The sequence below is a fragment of the Lentzea sp. HUAS TT2 genome (genome assembly GCF_051853195.1).
Classification (GTDB): Bacteria; Actinomycetota; Actinomycetes; order Mycobacteriales; family Pseudonocardiaceae; genus Lentzea.
This window is the reverse complement of sequence record NZ_CP196667.1, coordinates 623,562-640,914: the sequence shown is the minus strand read 5'-3', so window position 1 is coordinate 640,914 and position 17,353 is coordinate 623,562. Positions and strand designations below refer to the sequence as shown.

At 65.2% G+C, this 17,353-nt stretch carries 15 protein-coding genes and 2 pseudogenes; 4 read left to right on the top strand and 13 right to left on the bottom strand.

The window, feature by feature from the left end; all coding sequences use genetic code 11:
- Nucleotides 1-287 precede the first annotated feature (287 nt).
- The 7 genes from fxlM to ACSHWB_RS03180 form a co-directional block, all read right to left on the bottom strand.
- Nucleotides 288-2,711 carry a methyltransferase, FxLD system gene (gene fxlM / locus ACSHWB_RS03210; protein WP_439660593.1) on the bottom strand — a complete coding sequence of 808 codons (2,424 nt, stop codon included), beginning with the start codon at nt 2,709-2,711 and terminating at the stop codon, nt 288-290.
- Complete coding sequence (locus ACSHWB_RS03205) at nt 2,708-5,776, bottom strand: lantibiotic dehydratase (protein WP_439660592.1); 3,069 nt, start codon at nt 5,774-5,776, stop codon at nt 2,708-2,710. Before ACSHWB_RS03205 ends, fxlM begins: the two co-directional genes overlap by 4 nt.
- Nucleotides 5,777-5,861: 85 nt before the next feature.
- Nucleotides 5,862-6,029 (bottom strand): hypothetical protein, encoded by a 168-nt coding sequence (locus ACSHWB_RS03200; RefSeq protein ID WP_439660591.1) that lies wholly within the window; start codon nt 6,027-6,029, stop codon nt 5,862-5,864.
- Between the two features lie 117 nt (nt 6,030-6,146).
- The gene (locus ACSHWB_RS03195) at nt 6,147-6,455 is read right to left on the bottom strand and encodes a hypothetical protein (RefSeq protein WP_439660590.1); all 309 of its coding nucleotides are present in this window, start codon (nt 6,453-6,455) and stop codon (nt 6,147-6,149) included.
- Between the two features lie 5 nt (nt 6,456-6,460).
- Nucleotides 6,461-6,670 (bottom strand): hypothetical protein, encoded by a 210-nt coding sequence (locus tag ACSHWB_RS03190; protein ID WP_439660589.1) that lies wholly within the window; start codon nt 6,668-6,670, stop codon nt 6,461-6,463.
- On the bottom strand, nt 6,667-6,852 hold the full coding sequence (locus ACSHWB_RS03185; protein WP_439660588.1) for a hypothetical protein: 186 nt from the start codon (nt 6,850-6,852) through the stop codon (nt 6,667-6,669). The genes ACSHWB_RS03190 and ACSHWB_RS03185 overlap by 4 nt, the downstream gene beginning before the upstream one ends.
- Before the next feature lie 343 nt (nt 6,853-7,195).
- On the bottom strand, nt 7,196-8,494 hold the full coding sequence (locus ACSHWB_RS03180; protein ID WP_439660587.1) for a helix-turn-helix domain-containing protein: 1,299 nt from the start codon (nt 8,492-8,494) through the stop codon (nt 7,196-7,198).
- 187 nt (nt 8,495-8,681) lie between these two features.
- Between ACSHWB_RS03180 and ACSHWB_RS03175 the strand changes: the two are divergent.
- Nucleotides 8,682-9,004: pseudogene (locus tag ACSHWB_RS03175) on the top strand (transposase); the annotation flags it as partial.
- A gap of 697 nt (nt 9,005-9,701) precedes the next feature.
- Here ACSHWB_RS03175 and ACSHWB_RS03170 read toward each other — a convergent pair.
- Nucleotides 9,702-9,905: a hypothetical protein gene (locus tag ACSHWB_RS03170; protein WP_439660586.1), complete on the bottom strand. Its 204-nt coding sequence runs from the start codon at nt 9,903-9,905 to the stop codon at nt 9,702-9,704.
- Between the two features lie 67 nt (nt 9,906-9,972).
- Nucleotides 9,973-10,821, bottom strand: a complete 849-nt coding sequence (locus ACSHWB_RS03165; RefSeq protein WP_439660585.1) for a GTPase family protein — start codon at nt 10,819-10,821, stop codon at nt 9,973-9,975.
- Nucleotides 10,822-11,114: 293 nt separating this feature from the next.
- On the opposite strand from ACSHWB_RS03165, the gene ACSHWB_RS03160 reads away from it, so the two are divergent.
- Both ACSHWB_RS03160 and ACSHWB_RS03155 read left to right on the top strand, forming a co-directional pair.
- On the top strand, nt 11,115-11,294 hold the full coding sequence (locus ACSHWB_RS03160) for a hypothetical protein (RefSeq protein WP_439660584.1): 180 nt from the start codon (nt 11,115-11,117) through the stop codon (nt 11,292-11,294).
- A gap of 297 nt (nt 11,295-11,591) precedes the next feature.
- The gene (locus ACSHWB_RS03155) at nt 11,592-12,650 is read left to right on the top strand and encodes a DUF3644 domain-containing protein (protein ID WP_439660583.1); all 1,059 of its coding nucleotides are present in this window, start codon (nt 11,592-11,594) and stop codon (nt 12,648-12,650) included.
- Nucleotides 12,651-13,028: 378 nt separating this feature from the next.
- On the opposite strand, the gene ACSHWB_RS03150 is transcribed toward ACSHWB_RS03155, so the two are convergent.
- The 3 genes from ACSHWB_RS03150 to ACSHWB_RS03140 form a co-directional block, all read right to left on the bottom strand.
- Nucleotides 13,029-13,655, bottom strand: coding sequence for a DUF2637 domain-containing protein (locus ACSHWB_RS03150; RefSeq protein ID WP_439660582.1), 627 nt, complete (start codon nt 13,653-13,655; stop codon nt 13,029-13,031).
- A 208-nt stretch (nt 13,656-13,863) separates the two neighbouring features.
- The gene (locus tag ACSHWB_RS03145) at nt 13,864-14,451 is read right to left on the bottom strand and encodes a helix-turn-helix domain-containing protein (RefSeq protein ID WP_439660581.1); all 588 of its coding nucleotides are present in this window, start codon (nt 14,449-14,451) and stop codon (nt 13,864-13,866) included.
- 140 nt (nt 14,452-14,591) lie between these two features.
- Nucleotides 14,592-15,269 carry an MBL fold metallo-hydrolase gene (locus tag ACSHWB_RS03140; RefSeq protein WP_439660580.1) on the bottom strand — a complete coding sequence of 226 codons (678 nt, stop codon included), beginning with the start codon at nt 15,267-15,269 and terminating at the stop codon, nt 14,592-14,594.
- 139 nt (nt 15,270-15,408) lie between these two features.
- Between ACSHWB_RS03140 and ACSHWB_RS03135 the strand changes: the two are divergent.
- Nucleotides 15,409-16,368 (top strand): annotated as a pseudogene (locus ACSHWB_RS03135) (acyltransferase family protein); the annotation flags it as partial.
- Between the two features lie 47 nt (nt 16,369-16,415).
- Here ACSHWB_RS03135 and ACSHWB_RS03130 read toward each other — a convergent pair.
- Nucleotides 16,416-17,168, bottom strand: a complete 753-nt coding sequence (locus ACSHWB_RS03130) for a maleylpyruvate isomerase family mycothiol-dependent enzyme (RefSeq protein ID WP_439660579.1) — start codon at nt 17,166-17,168, stop codon at nt 16,416-16,418.
- Nucleotides 17,169-17,353: the final 185 nt, after the last annotated feature.

The window sequence follows — 17,353 nt, the reverse complement described above, 5'->3', positions numbered from 1 at the left end:
CGTTTCCTGTCGGCCACCGCTCGCGCGGCGACCGACAGGACGCAAGCCGTGAGGGAGCAACGCCAATTGCGCTGATAGGCAGCAGAGAAGTAGGAGCGATTTCGTTGAGCATCGTCGGCTCCGACCTGCTGGTGCGCCGCGCCGCCGTCAAGCAGGAGAAAGCGGCTGAACCTTTGCGGCATCTGCAACGGCATGACGTGCGAGAAGATCGAGCTCGTGGAGCGGCCCGTCTCCTGCGGGGACGTGTCCAGCAGGAGACGGGGCCGTATGGATGCGTCCGAGGGTGATCAGCGTGAGACGACCAGCCGGATGAACTGCTTGTCGATGACCTGGCCGCCGGCGAGCGCGGTGTCCGGTGTCCCTGCGCGGTAGGCGGCGATGGTCGGCTGGGCGGCGCGATCCTCGCCCCAGGAACGGATCGCGGCGCAGAGCCGTTCGGCGAGTTGCTCCCCAGCAAGGCCGTGACCGATCGCACCGAGCTCCCAGCGCTTGTCCTGCATGTCGGGCTCGGGGTTCTTCAACGTCATGTACGCCAACGACGATCCGTCGACGAGAGCGACGCTGCTGTACCGAAAGGCGGGCTTGGCCAGTCCGGCCTCGACAGCATCGTTTCCGGCGCAGAAGCGCACCGTCCCCGACTCAACGGCGGTGACCAGTGGCCAAATGAGGTCGGTGGACTCCATGGTCACGATCGACGTGCCGGACCATGCGGTGCTCGCAGGGGTGTCCAGAACCCCTTGCAGGGCATCGAGATCCACGGACTGGTCAGGGTCCCAGTACAGCAGGACGTCGTCGGCGATCTCGCCCTTCTGCTCGCCGTCCTGGCCGTCGCCGATCATCGGGATGAAACCGCACAGCTGGCTGTCGGTGGCGCGCAGAACCCCGTTGTCGTTGACGAACGCGACGCTGCGGGTTTGACCACGCCAGGTCAACGGGACAACGAGCCGCCCACCGGGGGCGAGCTGGTCGAACCAGGCCGGGGGTAGGTCCCAAGGACCGACTGTGACGATGATGCGGTCGAACGGGCTGTTCTCGGAGTCGCCGAGCGCGCCGTCTCCGGTGATCACGTGCACGCGGCCGTAACCGGTGGCGGAGAGTGCCCGTTGGGCGTGCTCGGTGACGTCGGGGTGGATGTCGATGGTGCTGACGTGGCCGGTCTCGCCGACGAGTTCGGCGAGCAGGGCGGCGTTCCAGCCGGTGCCAGCGCCGATCTCCAGGACGCGCTGGCCGGGGCGGGCGTCGAGCTGGTTGAGCATCATCGCGACGACGGTGGGTACTGAGATGCAGCTGGCGGGCCTGCCCCCGGGAGGGCCGGGCTTGATGGTGATGGCACGGTTGGCGTAGGCGTCCTCGATACTCGCGTCCGGCACGAACGGGTGGCGGGGAACCTTGCGAAGGACCCGCTCGACCTCGGCCGACAGCGCTTGGCTGTTCTCCACGATGTGGTCGACCATCCGGTTGCGCAGGTCTTCGGGCTGGGTTTCCGTGGTGGTCATCCCGTTCCTTTCAAGTTCGGTACTGCGGTCAGGTGTGGCGAGGAGCAGGCACGCATCCCAGTGGAACGCGGGCTCGGTCGCCGAGTACAGGGCCAGCGCGACTCCGGTCGCGCCCTCCAGCAGGCCGTCCCCGGCCGGTGGCCGGTGATCGCGCAGGTGCTGTTGGAAGTCTTTGTGCAGCCGCGGCAGGAGCGTGGCGAGTTCGCTTCCGGGTCCGGCGTCGTCCGCGGCGCGGCGGACAGTCTGGACCAGTCCGGCCCAGCCGTGGCACAGCGACGCGCCGTCGAGCTGATCGAGCTGTTGTGGGTCGGTGATGCACGACGCGAGCGCGTTCTCGGCGGCGCGCTGCCGCTGTTGGTCGCCGAGGGCGATTCCCGCGAGCTGCTGTGCGCGGGTGATGCCGGGCGTGCCGTAGCACCACGACGGCCTCTGCGGACCAACCTGACTGGTGGTGCCTGTGCGCCACTCGTGCAGGCTGATGGTGCCCGGCCACCACGGTGTGGTGCGGGTGCCGAGTTGCCAGCGGTCGAGCACCCCGCAGATGTTCTCGATCGCCTCGGCGTGTGCTGGCACGGCGATGCCGTTGATCTTGGCGGTCGCCAGCAAGGCCAGCGGCCCGGTGACACCGTGGGCGATCGAAAGGTTCGCATGTCCGCCGGGCCACTGCGGGCAAGGACGGTCGGCAGGTTCGTTGCCGGTCCACCAGGCGGGCAACTGCTCACCGTCGAACGTGATCGGCTCGCACACCAGCCGCACGAGGTAGGACAGCACGTCACGCAGCAGCGCATCGTGGCCGGTGTGCATCAGGTAGGTCCCGATACCGGTCAGTCCATTGATCAGATCGAACTCGCGCAGACGGGCGAGGAGTCCGTCGTCGATGCGCTGGTGTGCTGCGTCGAGGCGACGCCGCGTCAGGCGTGAGATGTGCGCGTCGAGGGTGTGCAGCGGGCGGGCATAGACAGGGTTTCCTGTGGTGCGCAGCACGAACGCGACGGCGGGCGCGCCGTTGAACAGGCACGCGTCGGGGTGGGCGACGAGCGGGCTGCGGGTCATCGCCGTGATCCGCTGACGTGCGGCTGGCCAGTCGACGAGGCCGGCGTGGGCCTGGCCGACGTGCAGCAGCGCGATCCCGGCCGCGCCGTAGGACAGTGACTGCCCCCAGGCGGGAGTGGGGTCGTGCTGTGGCGGCGTGGCGGGTGAAATTGTTGGCGTCATTGGGAATCGCCGCCTTGGTGCAGTGCCCGCCAGGCCAACGCGGCGTGTCTGGTGAGGCGCTTGCATAGGCGCTCGTGGTCAGGGTCGATACCGATGGCCCGGTTGTGGTGCATGTGCAGCAACGACTCCAGCACGGAGTTGGCGTCGATGCTGGTGCCTGGGTGCAGGTGTCCACGGTAGGTGGCCAGCGCCTCGGCGCGAACCTGCCAGGCCTGCTCGACCGGTTCTGTCCAGCCGGGCAGCTTCCGCAGCGCCGTGAGGTCGATCGAGAGCCGCATCGCCTCATCGAGGATGTCCCGTGCGATGGTGACGGCGGGCGCGGCGCGGTTGATCAACCAGTCGGCTGAGGAGCCAGGCGCGCCGAGAAGTCCGCGGACGATGCCGACCATGTTCGCAGTGGCCAGAGCTGTGGGGTTGACCGACTTGGCGGGCAGAGCACGGAGCATGACGGCGACCAACCGTGAGTCGGCGGCGAAGACTTCCTCGGCCGCTTCCAGCGCCGCGCCGTGCCCATATCGGCCGATCTCGGGCTGGTAAGAAGCGAACCGCACGTCCGTGATCAAGCCTGCCTGCCGTATCCGCTGCGCCCATTCCCCGACTGCGATCGTGCACGCAGAGTAGTGCTCGGGTGTGGGGCGTAGACGCAGCCGGAGGTGATCGGTCTCGTGCTGGCTGTGGTATCGCACGAACCACCATGCGGTGCCCTCGGGAAGGGCGTTGACCAGCTGCGGCAGGCGTGTAGCGAGGATGCCGTCCAGACGCTCCGGGTGAGTGTGGATCTTCGCGGTGAGCCAGGTGGCACCGGGGTCGCAGGGGAGTTGACCGTGCTGCTTGGTGACCTCGGGTAGCGGACCGCGCAACGGGGCGGGAGCAGCTGGACGGGTGGTGACCAGTGGCAGCGCGATCTCGTGAGCGTGGCCATCAATCCAGCCGTGGGCGGCCACGTCGGCGGCTTCGTAGAGGATGGCCTGGCCGTGCTTGACGAGGTGGTTGTGCAGGAGCGAGGCATGGACGGGCTCGTCGAGACTCAGCCGCAGTGTGCGATCGGCGTCGCGCATTTCCACCACGTCCGGGCAGTTCCAACGTGTCCGCCAGGCGGCGAGCAGCTCGCGCCATCCCTGCGGGCCGGCGCCCTCTGACGGCAAGTCGGTAGTGGACAGACGCCACTGCGCAGGGGACAGCACTGTGCGGCCGTAGCGCACCCGAGGCAGCGCTGGCAGGGTCACATGCGGACCCCAGTCGAACTGGTACCAGGAGGCGCTGAACGCGCGCGGCAGTTCGGCCAGGAACCGCGCCAGCGGATGCGGCTGCTTGTCCAGGGCGAGGGCGTGGAACACCTGCGGTTCGACCACCCGGCGCCGTGACCGGCTGACCAGGTAGAGCCGTTCGCGGGTCGCGCAGACGGCCAGGTCCTCCAGCGGAATCAACGTCGAGGGGTCATCGTGGCCGCGGTGCTCGCCCAGCGGAATCACATGATCGAGGTAGGCGGGCACCCGGCAGACATTCTCGGCGGGCACGAACTTCGGGCCGAAGCTCAGCTGCGCACGCAGCGCGCCCTCAGTCGCGGCTGGAAGCGCCCGGTAGGCCCCGGCGAGACCGGACCCGGTGGCCATCGGTGTGAACCGGCTGGTGAGGGTTCCGGCGGAGCGAGCCGGTGCGACGGTGAGCGTGAACTCGCCCCGGTTCAGCGCATCCACACTGGCGCAGTGCACGCGCGCGGCCAGTTCGACGTGCGGCGGGATGTAGCGCTCGTCAAAGTCCGGGGAGGTGAGCACAGCGAGGTCTTTGTCGGACAAGACAATCTCGCGGCTGCCGTTGGCCATCGCCTGCCATGCCAGTGCCAGAAGTCGTTCGTCGCGTGGCCCGAGCGCGACGGCGGGAGCGGAGCGCAGGCTGCCATTGAAGCGTGCCGGATACCCGAGGCCGGCGTCGGGCGAAACGACCTCGAGTAGCGGCACCAGCGTGCCAACGCCGTAGCGATCGGTGAACTCGGCCTGATACTCGCGCCAGGCTGGGTCACCGGCGGGGTGGCGGGTGGTGCGCAGTAGTGCGCTCGCGGCGGCGGCCATCTCCTGTGCGACCTTGAACGGCAGTTCGATTGTGTTGTCCAGCAAAAGATCCGCGGCGATGGGGGTTCGTCCTGCCGAGGACAGCGTGCGCATCTGGCTGATCAGTGCTGCGCGGGCCTCATGCTGTTCGGTACCCGAGGTCGCGGGGGCGTTGTGGTGGCGGAGTTTGGCGTGCACTGCGTCAAGTTCGCGCAGCAAGTCTGCGATCTCGGGCAGTTCGACGGCGTCCGCGTCGTGCAAGACGGTCAGCACGTAGGTGAACGGGTCGGTGACGGTGAACGGAGCGCGGAGGCTGGTCAGTAGGAACCCCGGCCGCACAAGTAGCGCGGTAATGCTGTCGCGGACCTTGAGGCGGTCGGTGGTGAAGTCGTTGGCCAGCTTGTCGATGAGGTCGCCGAACCGCATTGGAGTCGCGGCGGCCTGCCACGCGGCGAGGATCGCGGAGGTGCACAGCACCCTTGCCCGGTCCGTTCCTTGCGGGAGCTCCAGCCGGTCACCTCGGCGCACCGCGAGGTCGTTGACCGTGACGTGCAGTCGTTCCAGCAGCTGTGGGCAGGACTCGGCCCGCGTGATGATGTCAGCCAGCCACTGCGCGTCGGCCCGCGCTGCGGCCCGGTGCTCCGTTCGCAGTTCGACCCGCCCGGCCGCGGCAAGTGTCACGGGAGCAACGCCGGCGAACAGCCCGAAGGGCGTGGGCCGTCCGATGCTGCGCAGCACGTAGCGCACGGCGGACACGGTGGCGCTGCGAACCTGTTTGTCGGACATGGCGTGCCCGACGCGGATGTCGTCGACGCGGTCGGCCAGCGACGGGCTGGCCTGCCGCACAGCCGCGGCCAAACCGTCGCGTGCCCACATCTGGTCAAGCCATGTCCGGCAGGAAGCGATGTCGGTCAGGTCGGGCCACTGGTCGGGAGCGCTGCTCAGCGGTGCAGCCGAGGCTCGCAGCAGCGCGACTCCAGTGTGCCGATAAAGCGGCTTGCGGTCAGCGTGACGCATCCGTTCCTCCAGACCTGGCAACGAGAATGAGTGCCTCGGGGACCAGAGCCGCCTGATCCCCGAGGTGCATCGGGAACTGCTGGGGTCACACCCCTCCGGTGACGCACGCTGATGCGCAGGTCGGGTCGCAGCCGTCGTCGGTTCCGTTGGTGCACGGGTTCATCGCGGCGTCAGCCGGGACATCTGTGATGAACTCCAAGTGCTCCAAGGCGAACAGATCGTCTGCGGCGATGGGCTCGTCGAGCATGATCAATGACATGGCATCCCCTGTTTGTTCGTCGGTTCAACATCAACCTGGCTGGAAAGCGTTGTGGAGCAACGACATTCGAGTCAGGGCTTACCGGGCGACTCATGGGTGAGCACCCGGAAGTCATCGCGGCCCCGCTGGGCCGGTGAACCACCAGCTCTGGTCGACCTGCAGGACGTCGGTCGCGGTGGCCAGTTCATCGGTGTCGGTGTCCGTGTCGGGCACCGGTTCTGGCGTTGTGGCCGCGAGCATTTCGGGGGTGATGACAGGCATCTCGATGGTGTCGAAGTTGTTGCCAGGCCAGTCCCACGTGGTGCCGTCCTCGCTCCACTCCAGGTGTAGCGGTCGTCCTTCGGCGACGGCGTTCTCCAGTAGCTCGGGAACCGTCATGCCCCATTGGTTGCCCTCGCGGTAGGCGTGCTGAGCTGCCACGGCGCTCACCGCCAGCGGCTGCTGTCGTCCACTTTCGACCCAACCTTCTGCAGGCAGTCGTCGCAGAAACTGCCACTCGGCGACTTGCCCGCCTTCGCGATGTCGAGCACTCGGCCGCACTCGGTATCCACCGTGCCGTCGCCAGGGCCGGCGCTGTCCCCGATCGCGTGGGTCAGGTTGTCCAGCGGCGAGGTCCACCAGACGTGGCCGCTCACCGGTTCTCCTGGCGCGCAGCAACGCGAAGGCGAGCCTGCCCGCCGTAGGTCGGCAGGCTGGTTGCGCGGATCGACGCGGCGAGCCGGTCACGGGCGGCCAGCCAGCTCGGATCGGTGGCGAGCGACTCGAGTGCCCCGCTGCCACCGGGCGATCGAGCGGGATCGGCGTTGGGCAAGGACATGTTCGGCGTCTCCGTTCACGTACGGCGCGACCCGCATACCCGAGGAAGAGAGATGCAGGTCGCTGCTCGTAGGGCCCTGCGCCGCAATGGCCGACCAGATCAGCATGGTGTCGGTATTGAGAAGGGCGCAGGATGCGGTGGACGCGGCGTCACGGCCGGTGCGTCGGGGAGCAGCCAGCCGTGACACCGCAGCATGCGAACGGAAGGTGAGGACCTGCGCGACCTGCTGCCGCAACCTCGTCAACAGCGAAGATCCCACCTGGTGTCACCTCCCGTATCTGGAAAGTGACGCTAGGTGGGACCCTGGATCGCTATTTCACAACTTGTGAACGGGCGGCGTGGATCACCCGGATGGGGCTACACCGACCCTGTAGGCCAGGCCGCGAAGGTCACGGCCGCCGGCCTCGCGCCTGGCCTGGGCGAGCAGGCCAGCCACGGACTCGCGGACGAAGACGTTGTTGCGAACCTTCTGCGGAGCCAGTTTCTCCGCCTCCAGGATTGCTGCGAGTCCCTGATCGCGGTGCTTGCGCTCGGTCAGCAGGCCGCGGCCGACGTCGATCCAGAACTGGGCCTGACGCGACTTGGACACACCGGCCGGCCGCACGGTGGAGGCGATCTCGCGGACCTTTGCGCCCGCGCCGAGCTCCAGGCCGATGGACACCTTCCAAATCCCGACGTTGGTGCGGCCGAAGTTGGTCTGCATCCAAGGGCTGACGTCCGGCTCGATCCGATCCGCGAGCGCGGTGGCCTCGGTCAGGTGGGTCTGGGCGGCGTCGGCGTCTCCCCGCGACGCGCACGCCAGGGCCGCGGTGAGGTGCGCGAGGCCGTGAACTTCCACCCGCGCACCGGGAACCTGCGCGGTCTGCACGGCGAGGTCGTACTGGCGAGATCGGTTGGTGCCACTGATCAGCTGCGCGCGCTGGTAGGCGGCATACGACAGCCAGACCGGGTCGTCGAGCTCCTCGGCGGCCTCACGCATCCGTTCCACCGCCAGTACGGGCAGCCCGGCCACGCCGAGGTCGTGGGCGAAGTAGGCCACCGCCTTGTAGGTCGCGATGAGCCCCACCAGGGCAGCCGTACGCCGCTTCGGGTCGTTCACTGCGACGAGGAGGTCCCGGATCAGCGAAGGCAGCAACGCGCCTTGAGCTGCGTAGTCGGCGTTCGGCCGCAGCGTGAGGTTGAGCAGGTTCAGTTCGGCGCTCACCTGTTGCCACGGCCGCGCCGGTGCGTCGGGCACCTCACCGATCCTCCACGCGGTCATGGCGTCTTCGACCTCGAAGATGTGGCCGTGGGCCTCTTCGGAGGCCGCATCGGTTGGCGCATAGGGCTTGCCAGTCAGCTCGGCCGGCGATACGCGCAGAGCGCTGGCTAGAGCCTCTCGCGCTGGTTCACCGGCGATACGCGTCTTCGACCTCGAAGATGTGGCCGTGGGCCTCTTCGGAGGCCGCATCGCGCATAGGGCTTGCCAGCTCGGCCGGCGATCGAGCGTCGCCCGCTGGTTCACCGGCCGTAGTCCCCGCTCGATCATGCTCAGGTAGCTCGGAGCCATCCCCGCGAGCTGTGCTGTCGCGGTCAGACTCATTCCCCGGAACGAGCGGATCTCACGTACTCGTCGACCGACGTGCGTCTCGTCCACCGCCACCTGCCCCTCGTGGGAGAGTTCTTCTCAGCAGAGGTACCCCTTGCTGGCAGCTAGGAACAGCACCTCCCCGCCACATCAGGCTAGCTGTGCCTCGCTAATTGTCAGTCACAGCCAGTGCTCTGACCGCCCCCGTTTTGATCATCACGTTGTTGTCGCAGGACATCAGGGTAGGCAACACCACTATGCAGTGACCTGGGTCTCTCGCGTAGTGGTGTCGCGGGCGGGTGCGATGTTGCTGGGTCGAGACCGTGCACAAGACCGGCCTGGACCGGGCGCTGTTCGCAGCGCTGGTTCGGTGGCGCAAGCCGGCCGCAGATCATGATTCCGGCAAGGTCGAGTGCGATCTGGCGATCGCGCTGGCCCTGAGCGATGACTGTCTGGCAGACCTCGCGACCCCTGCAGGCCAATCCGGGCTTGGTCGGCCCGGTCGCCTCGGACCCGACGGTGTCACGCCTCATCGACTCCCTGGCCACGAACGAGGACACAGCCTTGGCTGCCCTGGGCAGCGCCGATGCGTAAGTGCTGGTCACGACCTTGTGTGACGCATGTTGTTCTAAGCGGCTCGTTCAAGGACCTTGACCTGGTAATCGATCTTTGTGCTCGCACGGCACCTTGATGTGGTCAGAGAGGGTCAAGTACTTGGGGGTTATCCATGCTTCAACTACCAGACCGTAGACCGTCAAGCATAGCCTTCATCGACCCGGATTTCAGGTCCAGGGCACACTGCATCCGAGTCCCACAGGACCACCTGCGCGACGACATTGGCATTTGTTTGGCATGCTGAAAACTGACTTACTTTGCTGCTAAACGAGTTTTCCGAGGAGTTTTCCGATGACAAATCCGGCTGCCTTGCCGAGGCCATGTAGAACACTGGTCACGAACCCTCTGAAGCTCTCGCTGGTTCGGTCGTTGAAGGCGGAATGCGCGTTAGTGCTTGCCTCAAGAATATCCACTAACCGCTGGCAGGTAAGTACCAGCGTTTCGATCGCCTCAGAGACATCGCGTGCGTGGAAGCAGTGTCCGCACGTGCAATAAAAAGTGGATGCCATAACGTTCCATCCGTCATGGCATCGATCGCATCGGACTGATCGCGAACTCGGATCGACCTCGATCTCTCCGCCGCAGTTCCGATGCTTGCAGGTCTCCCATGACGAGTCGCACGACGGGCAAATCGGAAATGGGAGCGGCAGGTAGAGGCGTCGTTCCATCATGATCGCAGCCGCTTCACCTGGGCGCGCTCGATTCCTTGTTGCCACCCAGATTTCAGGGCCCATCCCATGTCGCGTACGAATTCATCGATGTTCTTGAGTGTGAACCCGAGAAAGTTCGCTATGTGCTGCATGGCATGCGCACAAAAGCGGCGGAACGAAATTTCGTCGGCGGCAATACGACGCTTATCGCTCGCGGTCATGCTTTCCATGAAGTTCGCGAGTCTCGACGCTACCTCGTCCCACTCTGCGTCGCCTGGCGCGATATCTCTAGGCATCTCTGTTTGCTCCCCTGATATCTCCATGCTGCTTCTGCTGGATCCAGGCGAGGAGTCGCGGATCGACCAGTTCCTTAAAATCGGCGACGTCCGCTACTTTGCCGAGCAGCCACGCACGATCGTCCGGCGCATGTGCGCCTACCTGCTCCATGAGAACCTCAAGGTTGTACCGGCGCGTCGCCGAGTAGCACACGATGCTGTCCTTAGGGCGAGAAACCTCCGATCCCAAGGACTCGAAGAGAAAGTTGGAATACAGCTCGGTCGTCTCTTTCTGCTCGAGGCTTGGCATGTTCGCCTGCTTGATCCAGGCTGATTCGCCTGGGTGAATCCGATCGATCTTGTTGGCGGCGAATACGATCTTGTCGACGACTTCGGGTCCGCAGTGCCGGCGAAGGCGGCGCAACGCCACTTCAATGGGTGAGATCGTTCGGCTCGGAGCCTCGATCACCCAGATCGCGACGTCAACGTTCGGCAATGTCTGGCAGTAGGTGGCGTAGTGGCGCTCGTCGGCCGCCAGATTCTCGCCGAGTCCCGGCATGTCGTATACGACAATGGTGCCTCGTCGACTGGTGTACTCGTATAGGTCGCCTTCAATCGCCTGCGCCGTCTGGGTGCAGGGTCGATGGTGGCTGACATTGACGCCGGAGTTGAAGAGTGCGTTGATGGTGCTGGACTTACCGACCCCGGTGAGGCCGATCAGAGCTATCGTCGGCGGCGATGCTTCCTCGGCTTTCTTGGCGAGCATTTCCTCAGTTTTGGCCCATTGCTCCTCTGTGACGTGTGGATTATTGGACCGGAGCCAGCTGATTGCCTTGGTGAGATAGCTTCTCGAATCGTTCACTGGAACCACTTTCGGGAGATGGGCAAGGTGTTTGTGCTCCTAATATCACGGTGGTCGTGCTATCGATGGACTTGGACTTGTTGTTACGCCGGGGTCACCTGTTGCGCCGATTGGGTGATGAAAGCGTGCGGCTGGGATATCTGCAGTAACGGCTCTAGAGCGCCTCGCGATACAAGTCAGCTAAAATCGAGGAGGTAAAATTCTATACGGACTCGAATAGTGAACCTGTTGTCGGATCTGCCTGGTCGGACTTCGTTAAGTGATGCAGACGCTGTGTCGCTGGAAGCTAACTTTTGCTGACCGAAGTCAAGGTGAACGCCTGGCCCGCTGGAAATCGGCACCACGACCTCGTGGTGGAGCTTGATCAGGCTGAGCGCGACCCGCTGATCCCGCGCAGCTTCCGACAGCCCTCCGTCGACAACGGCAGGATGAACATTTCTGGACAGGCCGAAGGACTGCCCCGCTCGACGTGAGGGACGAGCCTGCCGGCAGCGCGGAAGATCGATTGCGAGGTCGACGTTCTGAGGCGAACCGCTGGTAGGCAAGATGCGTCAATCGGAGGTCACGAACGGCGAGGACAGGGACATAACTTCGCGAAGCGGACCCGGTTTGTTACACCCGTTCAGCCGAACGGGTGTTGTCTGACGTTGCGTGAAACGTCGATTAGGACCCGGTCGAAAGGTTCGGTATCGGCGACGATGACCGGCGCGTCGCGAGAAAGCACCGGGTGGATGCAGCCGGTGGACGGCGGCCGGCGTGCGGAGGCGGACATGAAGAAGGAAGCTCGCCTGCTCAAGGAGAAGTCACTCAGCTCGCTCACGCTGAGCGTTGAACACTTCAACCGTCCCTGGGACACCGGGCGCACCGATGCCGTTCTGATGCTGCTTGACCACTCGTTCGAGATGTTGTTGAAGGCGGCGATTCTCCATCGCGGCGGGCGGATCCGGGACCCCGGTGAGAAGAACACCATCGGGTTCGACCAATGTGTACGCCGAGCACTCTCGACTGATGTAATTCAGTTCCTCACCGAGGAACAGGCTCTGACACTACAATCGATCAACGGTTTGCGAGATGCGGCGCAGCATCACCTGGTAGACATTAGTGAGGGACACCTGTATCTGCAGGCGCAGTCAGGGATCACGCTGTATCGCGACCTGCTCAAGCTCGTATTCCAGGAAGAACTGCGTGACGTGCTGCCTGATCGCGTACTTCCTATAGCCACTATTGCGCCGTTAGATCCCATAGCGCTGTTCACGGAGGAAATACAGGAAGTCGCGCGTCTTCTGCAACCAGGAAAACGTCGTCGCGCAGAAGCGGCCGCCAGGTTGAGGGCCTTGTCCATCGTGGACGGTGCAATGCAAGGCGAGAAGCTCCAGCCAAGCGAAGCGGCGCTGCGGAGACTCGGCGTTCAGATTGGTAGTGGCACTACCAGTCTCGATGCACTCTTTCCTGGAATCGCAGCCGTCAGGTTCACAACGGAAGGAGTCGGGCCGCGCATCAATCTTCGGATCGTCAAGAAAGAAGGTATCCCGGTTGCGCTGGTTCCGGAGGGATCGGCCGACTCCAGTGTTGTCGCGGTTAGAAGAGTTGCTGAGCTGGATTACTACAATCTTCGGTTTAACTCTCTCGTCAGCAAGCTCGGGATAACGACAAATCAGGCGACGGCTCTAATAACACTGCTTGGAATCAAAGATGACGAAGACTGTGCCAAGTTGTTCTTCAATACGTGGTGCTACTCGCAGAAGACGCTGGAGCGGATGAAGAAGGCGCTTGAAGAGAAGTCAGTTGAGGCTTGGTGGATCGAATATCGGAGTCGTCAGGCAGGCTGACGGCGGTAGTCACCGAGTTGCTACAGGTGCGGCGGCTGTTCGGAGTGGACGTGCCGACTTCCCGTCGTGTGGGCTGGGAAGCAGATTATCAAACGATAATTCTCTAATTTCCTTGGGCTCTCTCTGTTCTCTTTGTTGTGCGTCGCCCACCTTTTGTCTGGACGGATACGTTTTCTTAGGAATCCGCTGGCGCAAGCCGCAGCACTTGTGACGCGAGGCGGTGAAGTTCGTTGTCGCGGGGGCTGTCGTCCTCCATCGGGCACGCGGACTTCACGGTGACAAGCCCGCTAGCGTTGTTACTCCTCGTTCGTGCCCACCTCGGCGTCTAGGACGTGCTCGGTACGGAGACACGACCACATCGCTGCTCGACCTGGGCCATCACTGCATCCCCGCCTTGAGCGTTGCCGCGATCTTCGGCGACAAACCGCGGGAGCAGTTGGTGACTTCGCGGACCCACGCCGGGGTGACCTTCACGTCCGGACTCAGGTGTTCACGAGCCTCGTTGACGTAGTCCTGCAGCAGCTTCCGTGAGCGCTTAGGCGGAGCCTCAGTGAGGGGAGCGAGGTGTTCATGAACGGTCGGGGCAACCTCGACGACCTGCTGGTCAGCGGGTTCGTGAACGCTTGCCGTCTCGCGGATCAAAGTCAGCAGGAGTTCGTAGGAGAGGCCGAGTGCCACAGGCGGCCAGGCTGCCACGAGGCGGCCGATCAGCGTCGGCTCAGCGGCTGCGACGTTCGCGGCGAGCGACACCAGCAGTCCGAGGACGAGACCGCTCCAAGCGAGAGCGCCGACCGGTTGGCTGGCACGCTTGCGGGTGAGCATCACCAAGGACGCCGAGACAAGCATGCCGTCGACCGAGATCGGCAGGATCCAGGCCTTCCAGCCTTCACCGGCATCCGAAGCGAGCGCCCGCATGTGGTCGAACGAGACGACGGCGGCCACTGCTGCGACCGCAGCGACGGCGACGACGCACGTTCGCTTGATCCAGATCGTGGGTTCGTTCACGACAGCCACCGATCCTGCCGAGGCTCTGAGCAGGTGCACGCGGTGAAGTTCCAGGTGCGGCGTCGAGCTGCGTCCGGGCCGGACAGGAAGTTGGTTGCATCGCGCAGTTTCTCAGCCGCAGCGCGGGACTCGTAGCAGCGCGCCGGTGACGTCCAGCCGCGTGGATGAATCCGTGAGACCGGCTCGGAGTAGGACAGGTGAACGCGGCTCATCGCGACATCACCGCAGGGTGGCAGCGCGGGCACAGGGATGATCGGGTTCGGTCCTCGTCGAGCCAGATGACCCGAGCCGACACCGGATCGGAGTCGCGGGCGTCGCACTCGCCGCAGACCGCTGAGCGCCCGTTGGGCGCGCTCGGCGCGGGACGGTTCCTCGGACGGTTAAGGGAAGGATCGGGTGCAGTGCTTGCACCCCGTCGCGTCGTGGATTGCACCTCGTGGCGCGTGGATTGCACCCCGTCCTGCTCAGCGAGGTGCAAGACGTGCACCTCGTCACACATGACGAGGTCCCAGCCCTGAGGACGGCGGTCGGCGCGCTTGATGTGCGCGGCCAGGATGTCCGGGTCCGACGGCTTGATCAGGCGCAACGCGTGAAGGCGATCAAGGGTCGTGCGCACGGTTCGCTCGGACAGGCGGGTGTAGCGGGTCAGCGTCGCGACCGAGGGGAACGAATTTCGCCCGAACGGGTCAGCGTGGTTGGCGAGGCCGATGAGGACTACTGCGAGTGAGCTTGAGTCCTTGCGGTTGGTCGGGATCCGGGCGCTGTTGAGCGCCCACGCGATCGCTTCGATGCTCACGGCGTCACCGCCGTGATGAGGGTCATGCGGCACGATGTGCGCACGGTCGGACCTCCACGTCCGATCGAGGCCCCGTCCCGCTGCTGGAACAGCGAACGGGGCCGCCTACGTCGTCGGTAGGCGGCCCCGTTCGGCCAAGATCACCAGCCTCGCTCGCGCCATTCGGCGAGCTTCGGACGCTCGACGCCCAGGGTCGAGTCGTCGCCGTGACCTGGGTAGAACCACGTTTCGTCCGGCAGCTTGCCGAAGATGCGCTCTTCCAGGTCGGCCATCAGGCTTGCGAAGTTGTCTGGACTTGTTGTCCGCCCAGGACCACCCGGAAAGAGTGAATCTCCGGTGAAGAGGTGCGGGTGGCCGGTCGGGTCGTCGTAGACGACGGCGATCGAGCCCGGCGTGTGGCCGCGCAGGTGGATGATCGAGAGCGGGACTTCTCCCACGTTGATGGTGTCGCCGTGGTCCACGAGGACGTCCGGCGGGACGGGGAGGACGGCGGCGTCCAGTTCGTGCGCGACGGTGTTCGCGCCGTGGGCTCCGGCCAGGGCTCCGAGTGCCTGCCAGTGATCGGCGTGCTGGTGCGTCGTCACGATCGTGCGCAGGCGCGGGCGGTTCGGAATGTGGCCGAACAGGTCGGACAGGCGCTCGTAGTCGTTGGCCGCGTCGATGAGCAACGCCTCGTTCGTGGACCGGCATACGAGCAGGTAGGCGTTGTTGTCCATCGGTCCGACGGAGATCTTCGTGATGGTCAGCGCGTCCAGGGTGCGGCGGGCAGCGGGGCCCTCTGGATCGACGTGACCGGTGTAGTTCTCTAGTACGTCCACGGTGGCAGACGGTAGTCGCTCGATGCGGCGAGACGCACACCTTCAGGTTGCATACAGGTCTCACTCATAGGGTAAGTAAGGATCAAGCCTCGAAGCCCGGTTACTCCGAAAGCACCAAACGAACAGGTCCCCGCCTCTCGTGATTCCAGAGCAACGACAGAAGCCCCGGACGGCCCGCAGGGTCAGCTGGGACGTCCTCCGCGTCGTCGCCATCGGGTGCGTGTTGCTCCACCACGCCACGCTCACGAGCGTCAGCAGCCACCCTGATCTCGGGCCGTTGCCGTTCACCTTCCCGATGTCGATGGGCGCCAGCACGCTGATGGTCGTCTCGGCTTTCTTCGCCTGTGCCTCGCTCAACAGCGGCAAGCCAGGGCAGTTCCTGTGGAGAAGACTCGCCAGACTGCTGCCCGCGTACATGGCGGCGGTGCTGCTCACCTACGCGGTGCAGAGATGGATCGCGCCGGAGGGGTGGAGTCAGCTCGACGGCAGAGACGTCGTCTACAACCTGCTGCTGATCAACCAGTGGATGCCGGACGTCGACATCGTCGACTTCGCCTACTGGACGGTGCCGGTGCAGATCGCGGCGTTCATCGCCGGCGCGCTGCTGGTCAAGCGCATGAGAGGCACGAAGCTCCGCGTCTTCCTGTGGGCGCTCATCGTCACGCCGCTGCTGCTCCGGCCGTTGCTGGACCACTCGCACACGTTGTTCACCATCTACAACGGCTTCGCGCTGCACAGGGCGCAGTTGTTCGCCGCCGGAATCGCGATCTGGCTGTGGCACAAGGACAGGCTGAAGACGCCGCACCTCGCCGCGCTCCTCGTGGCCACGCTGATCGCGCAGGCGGTTCACACGACCGAGTACGGATCGACGCTCGGCTTCGCCGTGTTGCTGCTGATGGTGTGCGCGGCGGCAGCCGGCCCCGACTGGGTGTTCTTCAACCCGATCGCCAAGCCGGTCACGTGGCTCGCGGGCATCTCGTACGGGGTCTACCTCGTGCACCAGCAGATCGGCACCGTGGTGATGGACCGCATGCACGCCGTTGGGCTGCGGTCCTGGTGGCTCCTCGCCGGGTTCGTCACCTCGGCGCTGGTGCTCGGCTGGGCGATGACGAAGTTCGTCGAACGCCCCGCCTACAAGCTGCTCACTCAGATCCAGTCGGGCAGGTCCGGCAGTTCCCCGCGCAGGTCGGAGCCGTCGGTCCTGCCCGTCAGCCACCCGAGGACCGCGCTGGCCGACCCGCTGACCGAACTGCGGCTCGCCGGTCCGTTGACGTCCCAGCTGCGTTGAGTCCCGTCGGGCAGGGTCACCTCGACGCTGAACGGGTCGACCCTGCCCGCGAACTGCTCGACGGCGTCGTCGAGGAACTCCTCGACGAAGTCGGCGGGCAGGTTCTCGAACCCGACGCCCGCGTCGAGGTCGATCAGGTGGATCCAGATCTCGCGCAGCCGCAGCAACGGCACCGCGGACGCCGGGATCGTCTGTCCCTTGGGCGCGGTCACCTCCGAACGCCACGCGTGCGCGGGGAACTCGCGGCACGCGGTGTCGAACCGCTGGGACGCGGAGTCGAGGTCGGCCTTGATCACCTGCAGCAGCCGGTGCGACCCCTCCTCGATGTCCGCGTCGCGGTCCGTGCGCGACGCGTAGGCCTGGTGCTCGACCCCTGTCTTGGCCCAGGTGAGCAGGTTCACCAGCGCGTCGGCGTTGCGCGCGAGGTGGGTGATGACGTGTCCGCGGGTCCATCCGGGGAGCAGGCTCTGGCCGCGCACCGCGGCCTCGTCCAGCTCCTCGACGACCTCGTACAGCACGTCCGTCGCCTCGCGCACGGCGGTGAGGTGCCGGTCAGGCACCCCTCGCGGCGCGGGTACCGACGTGTGCTGCGTGGACGGCGTGTAGGTCATGTGCTGCCTCTCCCCGACGTTGAGGCTCTGATCGAAGTGACCAGACTATGAGTAAAGCCTGCTCAGGGGAATGCGGTAGCGGCCCGAACCGTTTTTGTCAGGGGTGCGCCCTAGCATGGTCGGCGGGTCGGTCGCAGCCTCCAGAACGATGCTAGTACTCTTCGAACGCTTGTTCGGGAGAGTGT